The organism is Intestinibacillus massiliensis (genome assembly GCF_900155735.1).
Lineage (GTDB): Bacteria > Bacillota > Clostridia > Oscillospirales > Butyricicoccaceae > Intestinibacillus > Intestinibacillus massiliensis.
In genome coordinates this window covers 63,931-79,762 of record NZ_LT707054.1, presented here as the reverse complement: position 1 = coordinate 79,762, position 15,832 = coordinate 63,931, and the positions used below count along the sequence as shown (strand labels likewise).

The 15,832-nt window shown below is 61.6% G+C and carries 13 protein-coding genes and 1 pseudogene; 12 read left to right on the top strand and 2 right to left on the bottom strand.

The annotated features are described in order from the left end of the window. Both CZ203_RS04260 and CZ203_RS04255 read left to right on the top strand, forming a co-directional pair. Positions 1–629 (top strand): SDR family oxidoreductase (locus CZ203_RS04260; protein WP_143436130.1); only part of this gene is annotated, 629 nt, incomplete at its 5' end. A 33-nt stretch (positions 630–662) separates the two neighbouring features. Then, positions 663–1,289, top strand: coding sequence for a hypothetical protein (locus tag CZ203_RS04255; RefSeq protein ID WP_087064934.1), 627 nt, complete (start codon positions 663–665; stop codon positions 1,287–1,289). Between the two features lie 57 nt (positions 1,290–1,346). On the opposite strand, the gene CZ203_RS04250 is transcribed toward CZ203_RS04255, so the two are convergent. Continuing rightward, positions 1,347–2,792: a nicotinate phosphoribosyltransferase gene (locus tag CZ203_RS04250; protein ID WP_087064933.1), complete on the bottom strand. Its 1,446-nt coding sequence runs from the start codon at positions 2,790–2,792 to the stop codon at positions 1,347–1,349. Between the two features lie 260 nt (positions 2,793–3,052). Here CZ203_RS04250 and CZ203_RS04245 point away from each other — a divergent pair, with 260 nt between their 5' ends. The 7 genes and pseudogenes from CZ203_RS04245 (at position 3,053) to argF (ending at position 10,922) form a co-directional block, all read left to right on the top strand. Then, on the top strand, positions 3,053–4,306 hold the full coding sequence (locus CZ203_RS04245; protein ID WP_087064932.1) for an argininosuccinate synthase: 1,254 nt from the start codon (positions 3,053–3,055) through the stop codon (positions 4,304–4,306). A gap of 130 nt (positions 4,307–4,436) precedes the next feature. After that, positions 4,437–5,831, top strand: coding sequence for an argininosuccinate lyase (argH, locus tag CZ203_RS04240; RefSeq protein WP_087064931.1), 1,395 nt, complete (start codon positions 4,437–4,439; stop codon positions 5,829–5,831). Further along, on the top strand, positions 5,821–6,570 hold the full coding sequence (locus CZ203_RS04235) for an N-acetyl-gamma-glutamyl-phosphate reductase (RefSeq protein WP_087064930.1): 750 nt from the start codon (positions 5,821–5,823) through the stop codon (positions 6,568–6,570). Before argH ends, CZ203_RS04235 begins: the two co-directional genes overlap by 11 nt. Before the next feature lie 70 nt (positions 6,571–6,640). Then, a pseudogene (gene argJ / locus CZ203_RS04230) lies at positions 6,641–7,865 on the top strand (bifunctional ornithine acetyltransferase/N-acetylglutamate synthase). 34 nt (positions 7,866–7,899) lie between these two features. Then, the gene (gene argB, locus CZ203_RS04225) at positions 7,900–8,766 is read left to right on the top strand and encodes an acetylglutamate kinase (protein WP_200809425.1); all 867 of its coding nucleotides are present in this window, start codon (positions 7,900–7,902) and stop codon (positions 8,764–8,766) included. 38 nt (positions 8,767–8,804) lie between these two features. Further along, entirely contained in the window at positions 8,805–9,992 is a 1,188-nt protein-coding gene (locus CZ203_RS04220) for an aspartate aminotransferase family protein (protein ID WP_087064928.1), read from the top strand. A 15-nt stretch (positions 9,993–10,007) separates the two neighbouring features. Further along, positions 10,008–10,922 (top strand): ornithine carbamoyltransferase, encoded by a 915-nt coding sequence (argF, locus tag CZ203_RS04215; RefSeq protein ID WP_087064927.1) that lies wholly within the window; start codon positions 10,008–10,010, stop codon positions 10,920–10,922. Between the two features lie 116 nt (positions 10,923–11,038). Here argF and pta read toward each other — a convergent pair whose 3' ends face one another. After that, positions 11,039–12,013, bottom strand: a complete 975-nt coding sequence (gene pta / locus CZ203_RS04210; RefSeq protein ID WP_087064926.1) for a phosphate acetyltransferase — start codon at positions 12,011–12,013, stop codon at positions 11,039–11,041. A gap of 423 nt (positions 12,014–12,436) precedes the next feature. Between pta and CZ203_RS04205 the strand changes: the two genes are divergently transcribed. The 3 genes from CZ203_RS04205 to CZ203_RS04195 are packed head-to-tail and all read left to right on the top strand — an operon-like array spanning position 12,437 to position 15,763. Next, on the top strand, positions 12,437–12,760 hold the full coding sequence (locus CZ203_RS04205) for a hypothetical protein (protein WP_087064925.1): 324 nt from the start codon (positions 12,437–12,439) through the stop codon (positions 12,758–12,760). Then, positions 12,757–13,797, top strand: a complete 1,041-nt coding sequence (locus CZ203_RS04200; protein WP_087064924.1) for a V-type ATPase subunit — start codon at positions 12,757–12,759, stop codon at positions 13,795–13,797. The genes CZ203_RS04205 and CZ203_RS04200 overlap by 4 nt, the downstream gene beginning before the upstream one ends. Before the next feature lie 16 nt (positions 13,798–13,813). Beyond that, on the top strand, positions 13,814–15,763 hold the full coding sequence (locus tag CZ203_RS04195; RefSeq protein WP_087064923.1) for a V-type ATP synthase subunit I: 1,950 nt from the start codon (positions 13,814–13,816) through the stop codon (positions 15,761–15,763). Positions 15,764–15,832 lie beyond the last annotated feature (69 nt).

Sequence of the window (15,832 nt, the reverse complement as noted above, 5' to 3'; positions counted from 1 at the left end):
CGGACGGGCAGGCGCGCGCCCTGGCCGCCGGGCTGGCGCAGGAGGGCTGCGACGTGCTGGCCGTGCAGGGCGATATGTCGTGCCGCACGGATGTTGTACGCTGTGCTGAGGTCATTGCGCGCACCTTCGGCGGCGTGGACGCGCTGGTCTGTAACGCCGGGATCGCGCAGGAAAAGCTTTTCCAGGATATTACGGACGGGGACTGGAACAAGATGTTCGACGTCAACGTCAAAAGTGCATACTACTGCATCCAGGCCGCGCTGCCGGGGATGCTGCGCCGCAAGGCGGGCTGTATCGTCACGGTGTCCTCGATCTGGGGCGTGACGGGCGCCTCCTGCGAAAGCCATTACGCCGCGTCCAAGGCCGCGCTGATCGGCCTGTCCAAGTCGCTCGCGCAGGAGCTGGGGCCGTCCGGCATCCGGGTCAACTGTATCGCGCCCGGCGTGATCGACACGGATATGAACGCCGGGCACAGCGCGGAAACCATGGAGACCCTTGCGGAAGAGACGCCGCTCGGCCGTATCGGCACGCCGGACGAGGTGGCGCAGGCCATGCTGTTCCTGTGCGCGCCGGGCGCGTCGTTCATCACCGGGCAGGTGCTCGGCGTAAGCGGCGGCTTTGCCGTATAGGGCGGCATAGGATAAACCGAGGAGGCGATGAGGATGAAACGGAAATGGATCCCCCTGCTGCTGGCCGCCCTGCTGCTGCTCGCGGCGTGCGCCAAGGAGCCGGCCAAACCGGAACCGCCGGAGGATGGCCAAAATCCGGGCGTGACGGAGCCGGATGCCCCGCCAGAGGGGGAGGTGGAGCCGCTGGCGTATACGGAGTTGGAAGACGTATTCCGGATGACGGAGCAGGATGTCGAGGACGTATTTGGCGCGCCGCTCAACAAGGCGGAGGAGGACGGCGGGGTCGTCATTGACTATCAGGACGCGCTCGCGCAGTTTAATGATGGGGCGCTTGCCATCCTGAACGTGCGGTCGGACGCGGTGCCCGCGCCGCGCGGCATCAAGATCGGCGATTCGTACGAAAGCGTGCTCGCCAAATTCCCGGACGACGGTGACGCAACCCTGTACGAGTTTGAGGGGGACGGCGATGGCGACGGCTCCCAGCGGGAGGGCAAGTACCGCGTGCTGTACGGGCAATATGTCCACATGTCGACGTATGGCGTGATCGAGTGGGTGGACACCGCGAAGCCGGTCGTCTGCCTTGCGGATGAGGATTTTGCATTGTATCTCCATTTTGAGGACAGCAAGCTGATAAGCGTCAATTACCAGCTCGCGGTATAAAAAAGGAAGGGCGTCCCCGTTTTTGGGGCACGCCCTTCCTTTTTCCGTTAATCAGGTTTATACGATGCGGCAGTCTTCCAGCAGCTTGTGCTTCACATCCCAAAGCTCCTGCGACAGGTCGACATAATAGGTCTGCGGGTTTTCAAAGCGGGTGACCTGCTGCCACAGTGTTTCCATCTGCTGGGCGCAGTAGTCGCGGATCTGCTCGATATCCGGGCTTTCATACACCTTGCACCCCTTGTCGAAAAGCTGCACCAGCAACGGCTTGGCGCTGTAATTGGTGACCACTTTTTTCTTCCAGGTATGGATGGGGTGGAACAGGGTGTAGGGCTTGGACTCGTCGATGGCCTCGTCGTGGACGCAGAGCACGTCGCCGAGCGCCTTGCCCGTCTCGTTGTCGAACAGGCGCCAGACCTTTTTAAAATGCGGCGTCGTGATCTTTTCAACGTTTTCGGACACCTTGATCTTGGGGAGGATATCGCCACGCTCGTTTTCAACGGCCGCAAGCTTGTATACGCCGCCGAAGACCGGCTCGGATTTCGAGGTGATCAGGCGCTCGCCGATGCCAAAGGAGTCGATCCGGGCGCCCTGCACCAGCAGGTCGCGCACGAGGTATTCGTCGAGCGAGTTGGAGGCCATGACCTGCATGTCCGGGTAGCCCGCCGCGTCCAGCAGCTCGCGCGCCTTGATGGACAGGTACGCGATGTCGCCGGAGTCCAGCCGGATGCCCTTGGGGCGGATGCCCATGGGCGCCAGCACCTCGTTCGCCACGCGGATGGCGTTGGGCACGCCGGATTTTAATACATTGTACGTATCGACCAGGAACACGCAATTGGTCGGGTAAATCTCGGCGTAGGCCTTGAAAGCGTCGTATTCGCTGTCGAACATCTGCACCCAGGAGTGCGCCATCGTGCCGCCGGCGGGGATTTTAAAATCGCGGTCGGCCATAACGCAGGCGGTGCCGTGGCAGCCGCCGATATAGGCCGCGCGCGCGCCGTAAACCGCGCCGTCGTACCCCTGCGCGCGGCGGGAGCCGAATTCCAGCACCGTCCGCCCCTGCGCGGCGCGGGTGATGCGGCTCGCCTTGGTGGCGATCAGCGTCTGGTGGTTCACCGTCAGCAGGATCATGGTCTCGACGAACTGCGCCTGGATCATCGGCCCTGCGACCGTGACGATCGGCTCGCCCGGGAAGACCGGCGTGCCCTCCGGCACCGCCCAAACGTCGCACTCGAACTTGAAATCCGTCAGATAGTCCAGGAATTCATCGGAAAAACAGCCGCAGGCGCGCAGGTATGCGATGTCCCCCTCGGTAAAGTGCAGGTTTTCAAAATATTGCAGGAGCTGTTCCACCCCTGCCATGACCGCGTAACCGCCGCCGTCCGGCACGCGGCGGAAAAACATATCAAAGTATGCGCGGCGGTTTGCCATCCCTTTTTCCAGATATCCGTTCGCCATGGTGAACTCGTAAAAGTCGGTCAGCATGGTCATATTTTTCTCTGTCATAGGAAGACTCCTTATTGATATAGCGGATAAGCCCGCAGGTATTCGATCGAAAAAAGATTCTCACAAAACTTATGATAGTACGTTTGCCGCCAAATGGCAAGGAAATTCCGCTCATTTTTGCACCTTTGGGGCAAATAAAAATTCACAGAATGAATAAATATACATAAGAGCGATTTTTTAAAAATAGACCTTGCAATCTGCCGGATAGAGTATTATAATAAGGGCAATAACGTAAAAAAAGTAAGCGGAGGCATAATTTTATGGAAAAGAAGATTAAAAAAGTCGTTTTGGCGTATTCCGGCGGCCTGGACACTTCGGTGCTGATCCCGTGGCTCAAGGAGCACTATGACGGCTGCGAGGTCATCGCCGTATCCGGCAACGTCGGCCAGGGCACCGAGCTGGAGGGCCTGGAGGAAAAGGCGCTCAAAACCGGCGCTTCCAAGCTGTACATCGAGGATCTCACGAAGGAGTTCGTCGACGACTATATCATCCCGACCATGAAGGCGGGCGCTACATACGAGCAGTACCTGCTCGGCACTTCCTTCGCGCGCCCGATCATCGCCAAGCGCATCGTAGAGATCGCGCTCAAGGAAGGCGCGGACGCGATCTGCCACGGCTGCACCGGCAAGGGCAACGACCAGGTGCGCTTCGAGCTGGCGATCAAGGCCTTCGCACCGGATATGCACATCATCGCGCCGTGGCGCTTCTGGGAGCTTAATTCCCGCGAGAAGGAGATCGCTTATGCCGAGGCGCACCATATCCCGCTGAAGATCACCAAGGAGACCAACTATTCCAAGGACAAGAACCTGTGGCACCTCAGCCACGAGGGGCTTGACCTCGAGCTGCCCTCCAACGAGGCGCCGATCAACCGTCCCGGCTTCCTGGAACTCGGCGTTTCGCCGGAGCAGGCGCCGGACGCGCCGGCCTATGTCACCATCCATTTTGAAAAGGGCGTGCCGACCGCGGTCGACGGCCAGGAGATGGATTCCGTCGCGATCATTGAAAAACTCAACCAGCTCGGCGGCGAGCACGGCGTGGGCATCCTCGATATCGTCGAGAACCGCCTTGTCGGCATGAAGAGCCGCGGCGTGTACGAGACCCCGGGCGGCGCGGTGCTGTATGCGGCGCACCAAAAGCTCGAGGAGATCACCCTCGACCGTGAGACCGCGCACTACAAGCAGCAGGTCGCGCTGAAGTTCGGCGAGCTTGTCTACAACGGCCAGTGGTACACCCCGCTGCGCAAGGCGCTTTCCGCGTTTGTCGATTCCACGCAGGAGACCGTCACGGGCGACGTAAAGCTCAAGCTCTACAAGGGCAACATCATCCCCGCGTCCGTCGTTTCGCCGTACAGCCTGTATTCCGAGGACATGGCGACCTTTAACGAGGACGACGCGTACGACCAGGCGGATTCCGCGGGCTTCATCAACCTGTTCGGCCTGCCGATCAAGGTGCGCGCGCTGGCGGACAACGCGCTGAGGGGCAAGACCGGCGCAGGCTTCCCGGGCGTGGAATAACGCCGGAGCCAGGGGTCTTTTGCAAAACTAGAAGTAAAACGAGCGAACTACATGCGTAGGGCGCGACGACAACGGCGCGCCGAGTCGTCGCGCCCTACAAGTTCCAGCCGTTTTTGTGAGGTAATAATTTATGGCAAAACTTTGGGCGGGCCGGTTCCAGAAGGAAACCGACCTGGTGGTAAATGATTTCAACTCCTCCATCCTGTTCGACTGCCGCCTTTACCGGGAGGATATCACCGGTTCGATCGCGCACGCGACCATGCTGGGCAAGCAGGGGATTATCGAGCAGCACGAGGCCGACAAGATTGTAGAAGGCCTGAAGGGCATTTTAAAGGATATCGACGACGGCAAGGTGCAGTTCTCGCTGGAGTACGAAGATATCCATATGAACATCGAGCAGCTCCTGACCGAGCGCATCGGCGACGCGGGCAAGCGCCTGCATACCGCCCGCAGCCGTAACGACCAGGTCGCGCTCGACATGCGGATGTACTGCAAAAAGGAGATCAGGGAGATCATCGGCCTGATCTGCGGGTTCCTCAAGGCGCTGGCCAAGAAGAGCCGCGAAAACCTGGATGCGGTCATGCCGGGCTACACCCACTTGCAGCGCGCGCAGCCGACGACCTTTGCGCACTATATGATGGCGTATGCCAATATGCTCAAACGCGACGTTTCCCGCCTGCAGGACTGCCTGGAGCGTATGGATGAGATGCCGCTCGGTTCGGGCGCGCTCGCGTCCACGACTTACCCGATCGACCGCGATTTTGTCCGCGCGCAGCTCGGCTTTGCCCGCGTCACCGACAACTCGCTTGACGGCGTTTCCGACCGCGACTACTGCGTCGAGCTGTGCTCCGCGCTCAGCATCCTGATGATGCACCTGTCCCGCCTGTCGGAGGAAATCATCTCCTGGTGCTCCTGGGAGTTCAAGTTTGTCGAGCTGGACGATGCATACTCCACTGGCTCCTCGATCATGCCGCAGAAGAAGAACCCGGACGTCTGTGAGCTGATCCGCGGCAAGACCGGCCGCGTCTACGGCAGCCTGACGACCATGCTGACCGTCCTCAAGGGGCTGCCGCTGGCCTATAATAAGGATATGCAGGAAGATAAGGAGGCCGTGTTCGGCGCGATCGACACCGTCAAGCAGTGCCTGGAGGTCTTTACGCCGATGTTCTCCACCATGACGCTGCGCCGCGACAATATGCGCCGCGCCGCGTCCGGCGGCTTCATCAACGCGACCGACTGCGCCGACTACCTGACCAAGAAGGGCATGCCGTTCCGCGACGCGTACAAGACGGTCGGCCGCTTGGTCAACCAGTGCATCAAGGCGGACGAAACGCTGGAAACGCTCACCCTCAAGGATTTTGCCGCGATTTCCAACAGCTTTGGCGACGACGTGTACGACGCGCTCGACCTACGCACCTGCGTCGGCGAACGCAAGGCCATCGGCGGCCCCGCGCCGCAGGAGGTCACGCGCCAGATTGAAAAGATCGAGAAATTTGTCGAGCGGGTGGAAGCGGATGAAGCCTAAAATCTATATCGACGGCAAGGAAGGTACCACCGGCCTGCAAATCTATGAGCGCCTCGGGCAGCGCGGGGATATTGAGCTGCTGCTGATCGACGAAGGCAAGCGCAAGGACACAGACGAGCGCCGCANGCGGGTGGCGAACCCGGGCTGCCATGCGACCGGCTTTTTGGCCTCGGCCGCGCCGCTCGTCACTATGGGGCTGCTGCCCTGGTACGCGCAGGTGACCTGCTTTTCGCTGACCGGTTATTCCGGCGGCGGCAAGAAGATGATTGCGGAATACGAGGCGGACACGCGCCCCGGCGAGCTGGACGCCCCGCGTATTTACGGCCTGGGCTTGCAGCACAAGCACCTGCCGGAAATGACAAAAATCGCAGGGCTGGACCATCCGCCGGTGTTCTGCCCGGTCGTGGCGGATTACTACAAGGGCATGGCGACCACGGTGATGCTGCAAAACCGCACGCTCGCGGCCGCGCCGTCCGCGGAGGAGATCCATGCCAGGCTGGCGGAATACTACGCCGGGCAAAAGGTGGTCTCGGTCGCGCCATTCGGCGGGGAAACGCCGATGATCGCGGGCAACGCGATGGCGGGCAGCGACGCACTCCGGCTGATCGTAAACGGCCACGAGGGGCAGACCATCATCACCGCGCTGTTTGACAACCTCGGCAAGGGTGCGTCCGGCGCCGCGGTACAGAATATGAACCTGATGCTCGGCCTGGAGGAAACCACGGGGCTTGCAATTTAAAATGGACGACGGGAAGCGGGCGCGCCGCGCGGTTTCCCGAGTGCTCCGTAACTGGGGGAGGACCGGTATTATGAAAATTATCAGTGGCGGCGTGTGCGCCGCGCAGGGCTTTACCGCCGGCAGCATCCGCTGCGGCGTCAAGGAGAGCCGGGAGAAGGACGATGTCGCGCTGATCCTGAGCGACTGCGAATGCACGGCTGCGGCAACCTACACGCTCAATCGCGTCAAGGCCGCGCCGCTCTATGTGACGATGGAGCACCTGGAGGACGGCGTCGCGCGCGCGGTGATCGCAAATGCGGGCAACGCCAACGCCTGTGCGCCGGACGGCATGGAGAACGCGCGCCGTATGGCAAAGGCCGCGGCGGCGCGCCTCGGGGTGGACGAGCGGGGCGTCGTGGTCGCGTCGACCGGCGTCATCGGCCAGCGCCTGAACGTCGAGTGCATCGAGCAGCATCTGCCCGGGATCGAGCTTACGCCGGACGGCTCGGACAAGGCGGCCGAGGCCATTATGACGACCGATACAAAGATGAAATCCGTCGCGGTCGAATTCACTGTCGGCGGCAAGGCCTGCCGCATGGGCGGCATCGCCAAGGGCAGCGGCATGATCCACCCGAACATGGGCACTATGCTGTGCTTTATCACGACGGACTGCGCGATCACGCATGAGATGCTGACGGACGCGCTGCAGGAGACCGTGCGCAAGACCTTCAACCGCGTTTCGGTCGACGGCGACACCTCGACAAACGACATGTGCGTCGTGCTGGCCAACGGCCGCGCAGGNCAACGGCCGCGCAGGCAACCCGCTGCTCGATGGGCAGGATGAGGACTACCAGGCGTACCACAGGGCGCTGGCCGAGGTCTGCCCCCGCCTGGCGCGCATGATCGCCGGCGACGGCGAGGGCGCGACCAAGCTCATCACCTGCACCGTGACCGGCGCGCGCACCGAGGAGGCCGCCGAGCGGCTGGCCAAGGCGGTCTGCGCTTCCAGCCTGGTCAAGGCGGCGATGTTCGGCGCGGACGCCAACTGGGGACGCGTCCTGTGCGCGATGGGCTATTCCAAGGCGCCATTCCGCCCAGAGTATGTGACGGTCGCCTTCCGCTCCGCCGCGGGCGAGGTCGCCGTGTGCGAGAAGGGCGCGGCGCTCGATTTTGACGAGGCGCTGGCAAAGCAGGTGCTGTCCGAAGCGGAGGTCGTCATCGCGGTCGAGTTGCGCGAAGGGGACGGGCAGGCGACGGCCTGGGGCTGCGACCTGACCTATGACTATGTTAAGATCAACGGCGATTACAGGACCTAAGCCGTACGATACTAGGAAATAAGGGACGAAAATCATGCAATTGGATGCAGAAGTCAAGGCGCGCATACTGGTAGAGGCGCTGCCGTATATTCAGAAATATTACGGCCAGACCGTCGTCGTCAAATACGGCGGCAACGCGATGGTCAACGAGGAGCTGAAGGACGCGGTCATCCACGACCTTGTGCTGCTCAACCTGGTCGGGATCAAAGTCGTCGTGGTTCACGGCGGCGGCCCGGAGATCAACGAGATGCTGGGCAAGATCGGCAAGGAGTCCAAGTTTGTCAACGGCCTGCGCTATACCGACCGCGAGACGATGGACATCGTCCAGATGGTGCTGTGCGGCAAGGTCAACAAGGATCTTGTGACGCTGCTGGCCAAGGCCGGCGGCCGCGGCATCGGCCTTGGCGGCATGGACGGCGGCCTGTTCCAGGCCAAGCGCCTGACCGACCGCATGGGCACGGATTACGGCTATGTCGGCGAGATCGTCGACGTCGACCCCGCGCCGGTGATCGACGTGCTGGAGCAGGGGTATATCCCGGTGGTCTCCACGGTCGCGCAGGGCGTGGACGACGACACCAACTATAATATTAACGCCGATACTGCAGCGGCCAAGCTCGCGGTCGCGCTACGCGCCAAGAAGCTCATCCTGCTGACCGACGTGCGCGGCCTGATGCGCGACCCGCAGGACGAGTCGACGCTCATCCAGCACCTCAAGGTGTCCGACGTGCCACGCCTGGTGCGCGACGGCGTGATCAAGGGTGGCATGATCCCCAAGGTCGACTGCTGCGTAGAGGCCGTGCGCAAGGGCGTCGACCAGGCCAATATCCAGGACGGCCGCGTCAAGCACTCCATCCTGATCGAGCTGCTGAGCAAGGTCGGCGTCGGTACGATGTTCCAGTAAAAATACAATCCCGGATGATAAAGAAATGAAGTGATACCATGACATATCAAGAACTGAAGGCCGAGGAAAACCAGTACGTCATGAATACCTACGGCCGTTTCCCGATCGCGCTCGACCATGGCGAGGGCGCAACGCTGTGGGACGTCGAGGGCAGGCGGTATATCGACCTTGCCAGCGGCATCGGCGTGTGCTCGGTCGGCTACAATAACCCGGCGGTCGTGTCCGCCATCACCGAGCAGGCCAAAAAGCTGATGCACGCCTCGAACCTGTTCACGACCGCGCCGATGGTGCAGGTTGCCAAGACGCTCGTCACCAAGACGGGGATGGGCAAGGTGTTTTTTGCAAATTCCGGCGCGGAGGCCAACGAGGGCGCGATCAAGCTTGCGCGCAAGTATTCCTTCGACCGTTACGGCGCGGGGCGCAACAAGATCGTCACCCTGCTCAACTCCTTCCACGGCCGCACGGTCACCACGCTGACCGCGACCGGGCAGGAAAAATTCCACAACTACTTTTTCCCGTTTACCGAGGGCTTCGGCTACGCGCGCGCGGGCGACATGATGAGCGTGGAGGCCGAGGTGGACGACTCCACCTGCGCGATCCTGATCGAGCTTGTGCAGGGCGAGGGCGGCGTGCTGCCGCTTGACCCGGCGTTCGTCAAGGCGGTGGAGGAACTGTGCCGCAAACGCGACCTGCTGCTCATGATCGACGAGGTGCAGACCGGTGTCGGCCGCACGGGCAGCCTGTTCTGCTTCCAGCAGTATGGCGTCCATCCGGACGTTGTCACCATGGCCAAGGGGCTGGGCGGCGGCGTGCCGATCGGCGCGGTTATGGCGGCCAAGACTTGCTGCGACGTGCTGGGTCCCGGCACGCATGCCACCACCTTCGGCGGTACGCCGCTGGTGTGCGCGTCGGCGGGCGCGGTGCTGTCCATCGTGGCGGACGATGATTTCCTGCAGGGCGTGCGGGACAAGGGCGAATACCTCAAGCAGCAGATCCTGGCGATCGGCTCCCCGGACATCCACGGCGTGCGTGGCCTCGGCCTGATGCTCGGCATCATCGTGGACGATGGGCGGCACAGCGAGTTTGCCAACAAGCTGATTGAAAACGGCGTGCTCGCCATCACCGCGGGCAAGAACGCCGTGCGCCTGCTACCGCCGCTGACCATTTCCTATCCGGAGATGGACGAGGCGCTCGCCGTTATGAAACAGGTTTTTAAGCCACAATAATTTGGAGGTCAACCCATGAAGCACTTACTCAAGCTGCTGGACTGCTCCGGCGAAGAGATCGTCTCGATCCTCGACCTCGCGGATCAGCTCAAGTATGAAAAGAAGCACAATATCTCCCACCGCCATCTGGAGGGCAAGAGCCTGGGCATGATTTTCCAGAAGTCGTCGACCCGTACCCGCGTTTCGTTTGAGACCGGCATGTACCAGCTCGGCGGCCAGGCGTTGTTCCTGTCCAACCGCGACCTGCAGATCGGCCGCGGCGAGCCGGTGCAGGATACCGCGCGCGTGCTGTCGCGTTACCTGGACGGCATCATGATCCGCACCTACGAGCAGAAGGAGGTCGAGGACCTGGCCGGTTACGGCACGATCCCGATCGTAAACGGCCTGACGGACTTCTGCCACCCCTGCCAGGTGCTGGCCGACCTTATGACCATCCGCGAGAAGTTTGCGCTGCTGGAAGGGCTGAAGCTGTGCTACATTGGTGACGGCAACAACATGGCAAACTCGCTGATCGTCGGCGGCCTGAAGACCGGCATGAAGGTTTCCATCGCCACGCCGGAGGGCTACCGCCCGCATCCGGAGGTGCTGGCGTTTGCAGGGGGCAACCCGGATTTCTCCCTCACCGACGACCCGATGAAGGCGGCGGAAAACGCCGACGTCGTCATCACCGATACCTGGGCGTCCATGGGGCAGGAAGCGGAGAAGGAAACCCGCATGAAGGCGTTCCGGGGCTACCAGGTGAACGACGAGCTGCTCGCCGCGGCAAAGCCGGGCTGCATGGTGCAGCACTGCCTGCCCGCCTACCGCGAGCAGGAGATCACCACCAAGGTCTTTGAGGCGCATGCCGACGAGATTTTTGAGGAGGCGGAAAACCGCCTGCACGCGCAGAAGGCGGTGCTCGTCACACTGATGGGCAACAAGGAAGCGTAAATAGGGAAAGCGCCGGGCTTTAAGCCCGGCGCTTTTTTTGTGCGCGAAAAAGGGAAACGCCCCCGCCGGGAACCCGGCAGGGGCGCTTAACAGCATGTTTTAAGATAACGGGGGGATTACTTGAGGCCGGCGGTGATGATCGCCATCTTGTAAACCTCTTCCGCGTTGCAGCCGCGGGACAGGTCGTTGATCGGCGCGTTCAGGCCCTGCAGGATCGGGCCGAAAGCCTCGAAGCCGCCCAGGCGCTGCGCGATCTTGTAGCCGATGTTGCCGGCGTTGATGTCCGGGAAGATAAAGGTGTTGGCCTGGCCGGCAACCGGGGAACCCTTGCACTTGGTCTGCGCGACGACCGGGGAGAAGGCGGCGTCAAACTGCAGCTCGCCGTCGATCGCGAGGCCGGGTGCGGCGGCCTTGGCCTTGGCGGTCGCGTTGCGCATCATATCGACCGAATCGCCCTTGCCAGAACCCATGGTGGAGTAGGACAGCATCGCGACCTTGGGGTCGATGCCAAACGCCTTGGCGGTGTTGGCGGTCTCGACCGCGATTTCGACCAGGTCGTCCTCGCCCGGGGTGATGTTGATCGCGCAGTCGCCCATCGCGTAGTTCTCTTCCTTGCCGTCCGCGCCCACACGGGTCAGGATAAAGCAGGAGGATACGATCTTGTTGCCGGGCTTGGTCTTGATAAGCTGCAACGCCGGGCGGACGGTGTCCGCGGTGGAGTAGGTCGCGCCGCCGAGCAGCGCGTCGGCCTTGCCGAGCTTGACCAGCATGGTGCCGAAATAATTGCCCTTGGACAGCGCCTTGCGGCAATCCTCTTCGCTCATCTTGCCCTTACGCAGCTCGACCATCTTGGCAACCATGGCGTCCATCTCCGGATAGGTGGCCGGGTCGAGGATTTCGAGGCCCTCGATATCGAACCCGCCGGCAGCGGCGGCCGCCTTGACCTCGTCGGCGTTGCCGACCAGGATGGACTCCAGGATGCCGTCGTTCTTCAGGCGGGAAGCCGCCTCCAGGATGCGCGGGTCGGGACCCTCGGTAAAGACGATCTTGCGGGGATTTGCTTTCAAAGTGGCAATCAGGTTTTCTAACATGTTGTTTTCTCCTCCGTTATCTGAATAAATTTCCGTTACATGACCATTATACACCCAATGTATCCCATATCTCAACAAGAAAAACGCAAAAATAGGGGATGGTTTTGCAGGCGGCGGGGCGCCGGCTTACCTGGCCTTGCCGATGCCGACGGCGCCCAGAATGGTGACCGCCGCGCCGAGCAGCGTGACGCCGACGCCAAGGATGAAGGTTGCGACAGAAAGACCTTTTTTCATCATAAATCACCTCGCATCCAGTATACCAGCACCATCCAAAGATGTAAAGGAATGCAGGGCGGATTTTATCCAGGTTGCCGGAAAATCCTGCCGTGGAAAACAGGAATGCTATTGATAATTTATAAATATTAGAGTAAGATAGGAGGTAAATTGGGAAATGTGTACACGATACCGGAAAGGAGGCGCGGGATGGATGACGTCATCCGGCAAATCGTCGAAATAGACGGCGGGCTGCGCGCGCGGGTCGCGGAATGCGAAGCGCGCCTTGCCCGGATGCGGGACGAGGACGCCGCGGCCGAAGCCGGGGAACCTGCCGCGCAGTCGCATGCACAGTGCGAGGCGGAGCAGATCCTGCGGCAGGCGCGCGAGGGCGCCGCAGCGGCGGCGCGGCGCCTGGAAGCCCGCTATGCTGAGGAGGAGCAGGCGCTCCGCGAAACCTATGCGCAAAAGCGGGAAGCATGGGTGCAGGCGCTGTTTGAGCGCTGCATCCGCCCGGCGGGGGATGGGGAATGACACGGGCGACGTCCTCCCGCGCAATCGGCGCAAAGCTGCACGCGATGTATGGGCGGCGGCTGACCACGCAGAATTTTGAAGAAATGCTGCACAAACGGTCGGTCGGCGAAATCGCGGCTTACCTGAAAAACACGGCGCGGTTTGCAGGCTGCTTGACCGGCGTGCAAGAATCGACGATTCACCGCGGGCAGCTTGAGATACTGCTCGGGCGCGCGCTGTTTGAGGAGGTCGGCCGCCTCAAGGGCTACGACCGTGGCGGCCCGCTGTTCCGCATCTACTACGCGCGCATCGAGCTGGAGCAGATTATCAGCTGCATTGGGTACCTGCGCGACGGGCGGCAGGAACAGTTCCTCGTCAGCGTGCCAGGGTACCTGCTGGACGGCATCGGCCTGGATCTGGACGGCATGGTGCGCGCGCGCGACGCGGCGCAGCTTGCCCGCGTGCTGGACAGGACGCGGTACGGGAAGGCGTTCCGCCAGCTGCTTGCGGATTACCATGGGGCGCTGCCCTCGCTTTCAATCTGCGCGGCGCGCCTGGGGCTGCAATACTACCAGGACGCGCTCGGCATCGTGGAGCGCAATTACGACGGCGCGGAGCGCGAGCAGCTCCGGCGCATCCTGCTGACGCAGGTCGAGGTCAAAAACCTGACGGTGGTTTACCGCATGAAGCGATATTTCGGCGCAGACGCATCGCGCATCGCGCAGCGTGTCATCCCGCTTTATTATTCCGTGCGGCGGCGCACGGTGGAGCGTCTGATGGCCGCGCCGGACGCGGCGGCGTTTGAGCGCCTGCTACGGGAAACGCGCGCGGCGCGCGCGGTCAATCCACAGGATTTCCAGTTTATCGAACACAGTACCGCGCAATACCGCCTGCAGATGTGCCACAAAGCCTTCCAGTTTACGACCAGCCCGGCTGTGGCGTTCCTTGCCTTCCTGACGATGCGGGAGATCGAGCTGTCCAACGTGCTCAGCATCGTCGAGGGGGTGCGCTATTCCGTGCCCGCGGACGAAATCCGCGGCCTGCTGGTCATGCTGTGAAAGGGGGAAAGTTTACGTGGCAATAGAAAAAATGGTGCTGGTCAACCTGCACGGCGCGCTTGACCGGCTGGACGAGGTGCTTGCCGCCTGTTCCGGGCTGGGGTGCTTCCATCCGGAACCGGTGCAAAAGCTCGTGAAGAACAGCAAATCCATGACAGTGCTTGCCCAGGACAACCCATATGAGGCAAAAATGGACCGGCTGCGCGCCATCGCGTCGCAGGCCGGCCTGCAGCCGGCCTATAACCAGGCGGACGGGCTGACCGTACAGCCGGACGACAACTTCCTGCAAAGCTTTGAGGAGCAGCTCAACCGCCTGGCGGATATCCGGCGGGAGCTGACGACGGCGATCGAGCAGCAGGAAAACGTGCTGAAGCACCTGGCGCACATCGGGAACCTGGACGTCAGCCTGGACGAGCTGTTTGCCAGCCGGTTCGCCAAGGTGCGTTTCGGCCGGCTGCCCGCGGACAGCTATCCCAAGCTAAAGTATTATGATGATGAGGTTTTCTTTTTCCACCCGTTCGATTTTGACGGGGATTATTACTGGTGCTGTTACCTGACCACCGGGGAATTTGAAGCCGTGACGGACAATATCTTTGCATCGCTCTATTTTGAGCGCATCTTTATCCCGAACTATGCGCACGGCACGCCGCGCCTTGCGAGCGCCGCCCTGCAGACCCGGCTGGAAAAGGAGAAGCGCCGCCTTGCGCATATCGACGAGGCGCGGGACAAGCTGGTGGCGCGGTCGAAGGAGGCGTTCGGCCGCCTGTGGTCGCGCACCTATTACCTGAACCTGACCTATGAAATCCGCAAATATGTCGCCGTTTCCAACGATGTGGCGGGGAAAACCTTCCACATGGTCGGTTTTATCCCCGCGCGGGAGCAGAAGCGCTTCGGCGAGCGCCTGGCGGGGTTTCCCAAGGTAACGGTCAATTTTATGCCGCCCGAGGCGGACGGGCGCTTCGTCCCGCCGACGCGGCTGCATAACAACCCGGTGGTGCGGCCGTTTGAAATGTTTGTGACCATGTACGGCATCCCGTCGCAGACCGATATCGACCCCACGCCGTTCGTGGCGGTCACCTATTCCTTGCTGTTTGGCGCGATGTTCGGCGACCTCGGCCAGGGGATGCTGCTCAGCGTGCTCGGCCTCATCATCCAGAAGGTGATGAAGGCCCAGCTCGGTGGCATCATGCTGCGTGTCGGCCTGTGTTCAGCGGTCTTCGGCCTGCTGTATGGCTCGGTCTTCGGCTTTGAGGACGCGCTCGACCCGCTCTACCATGCGCTCGGCTTGGCGGGCAAGCCCATCCATGTGATGGACGGCGCGACGATCAACCAAATTTTGATCTTCGCCGTCGCCGCGGGCGCAGTGATCATTGTGCTCTCGATCCTCATCAATATCGTGCAGGGCATCCGCCAGCGCGATATGGAACGCGCGGTGCTCAGCGCCAACGGCATTGCCGGGCTGGTGATGTACGGCGCGCTGCTCGTCGGGCTGGTGTGCCAGATGTTCCTGGACATCCGCGTTTTCGTGCCGGCTTATATCATCCTCTTTGTGGCCGTGCCCGCGCTGCTGATCTTTTGCAAGGAGCCGCTGCTCCGCCTGCTCCGGCGCGCCAAGCGCATCGCACCCGAGGACGGCATAGGCGGGTATATCGCGGAAAGCTTTTTTGAATTATTTGAGATTTTCCTGAGCTTCGCGGCCAATACGATGTCCTTCCTGCGTGTGGGCGGCTTCGTGCTGAGCCACGCGGGCATGATGCTCGTCGTTTTCACGCTGTCGGACATGCTGTCCGGCGCGAGCGTCCCGGTCATCATCCTCGGCAACCTGTTCGTGATGGCGCTCGAGGGCATGATCGTGGGCATCCAGGTGCTCCGATTGGAGTTTTACGAAATGTTCAGCCGGTTTTTCCAGGGCGAGGGCGTGCCGTTTGAGCCGATCTCGTTTGAAGCTGGGTCCGGGACAGAATAAAGGGAGGAACAACAAATGGAAATCATGCTGTTTTTGGGCACGGCGGCGGTCGTCGCGGCGGTGCTGTTT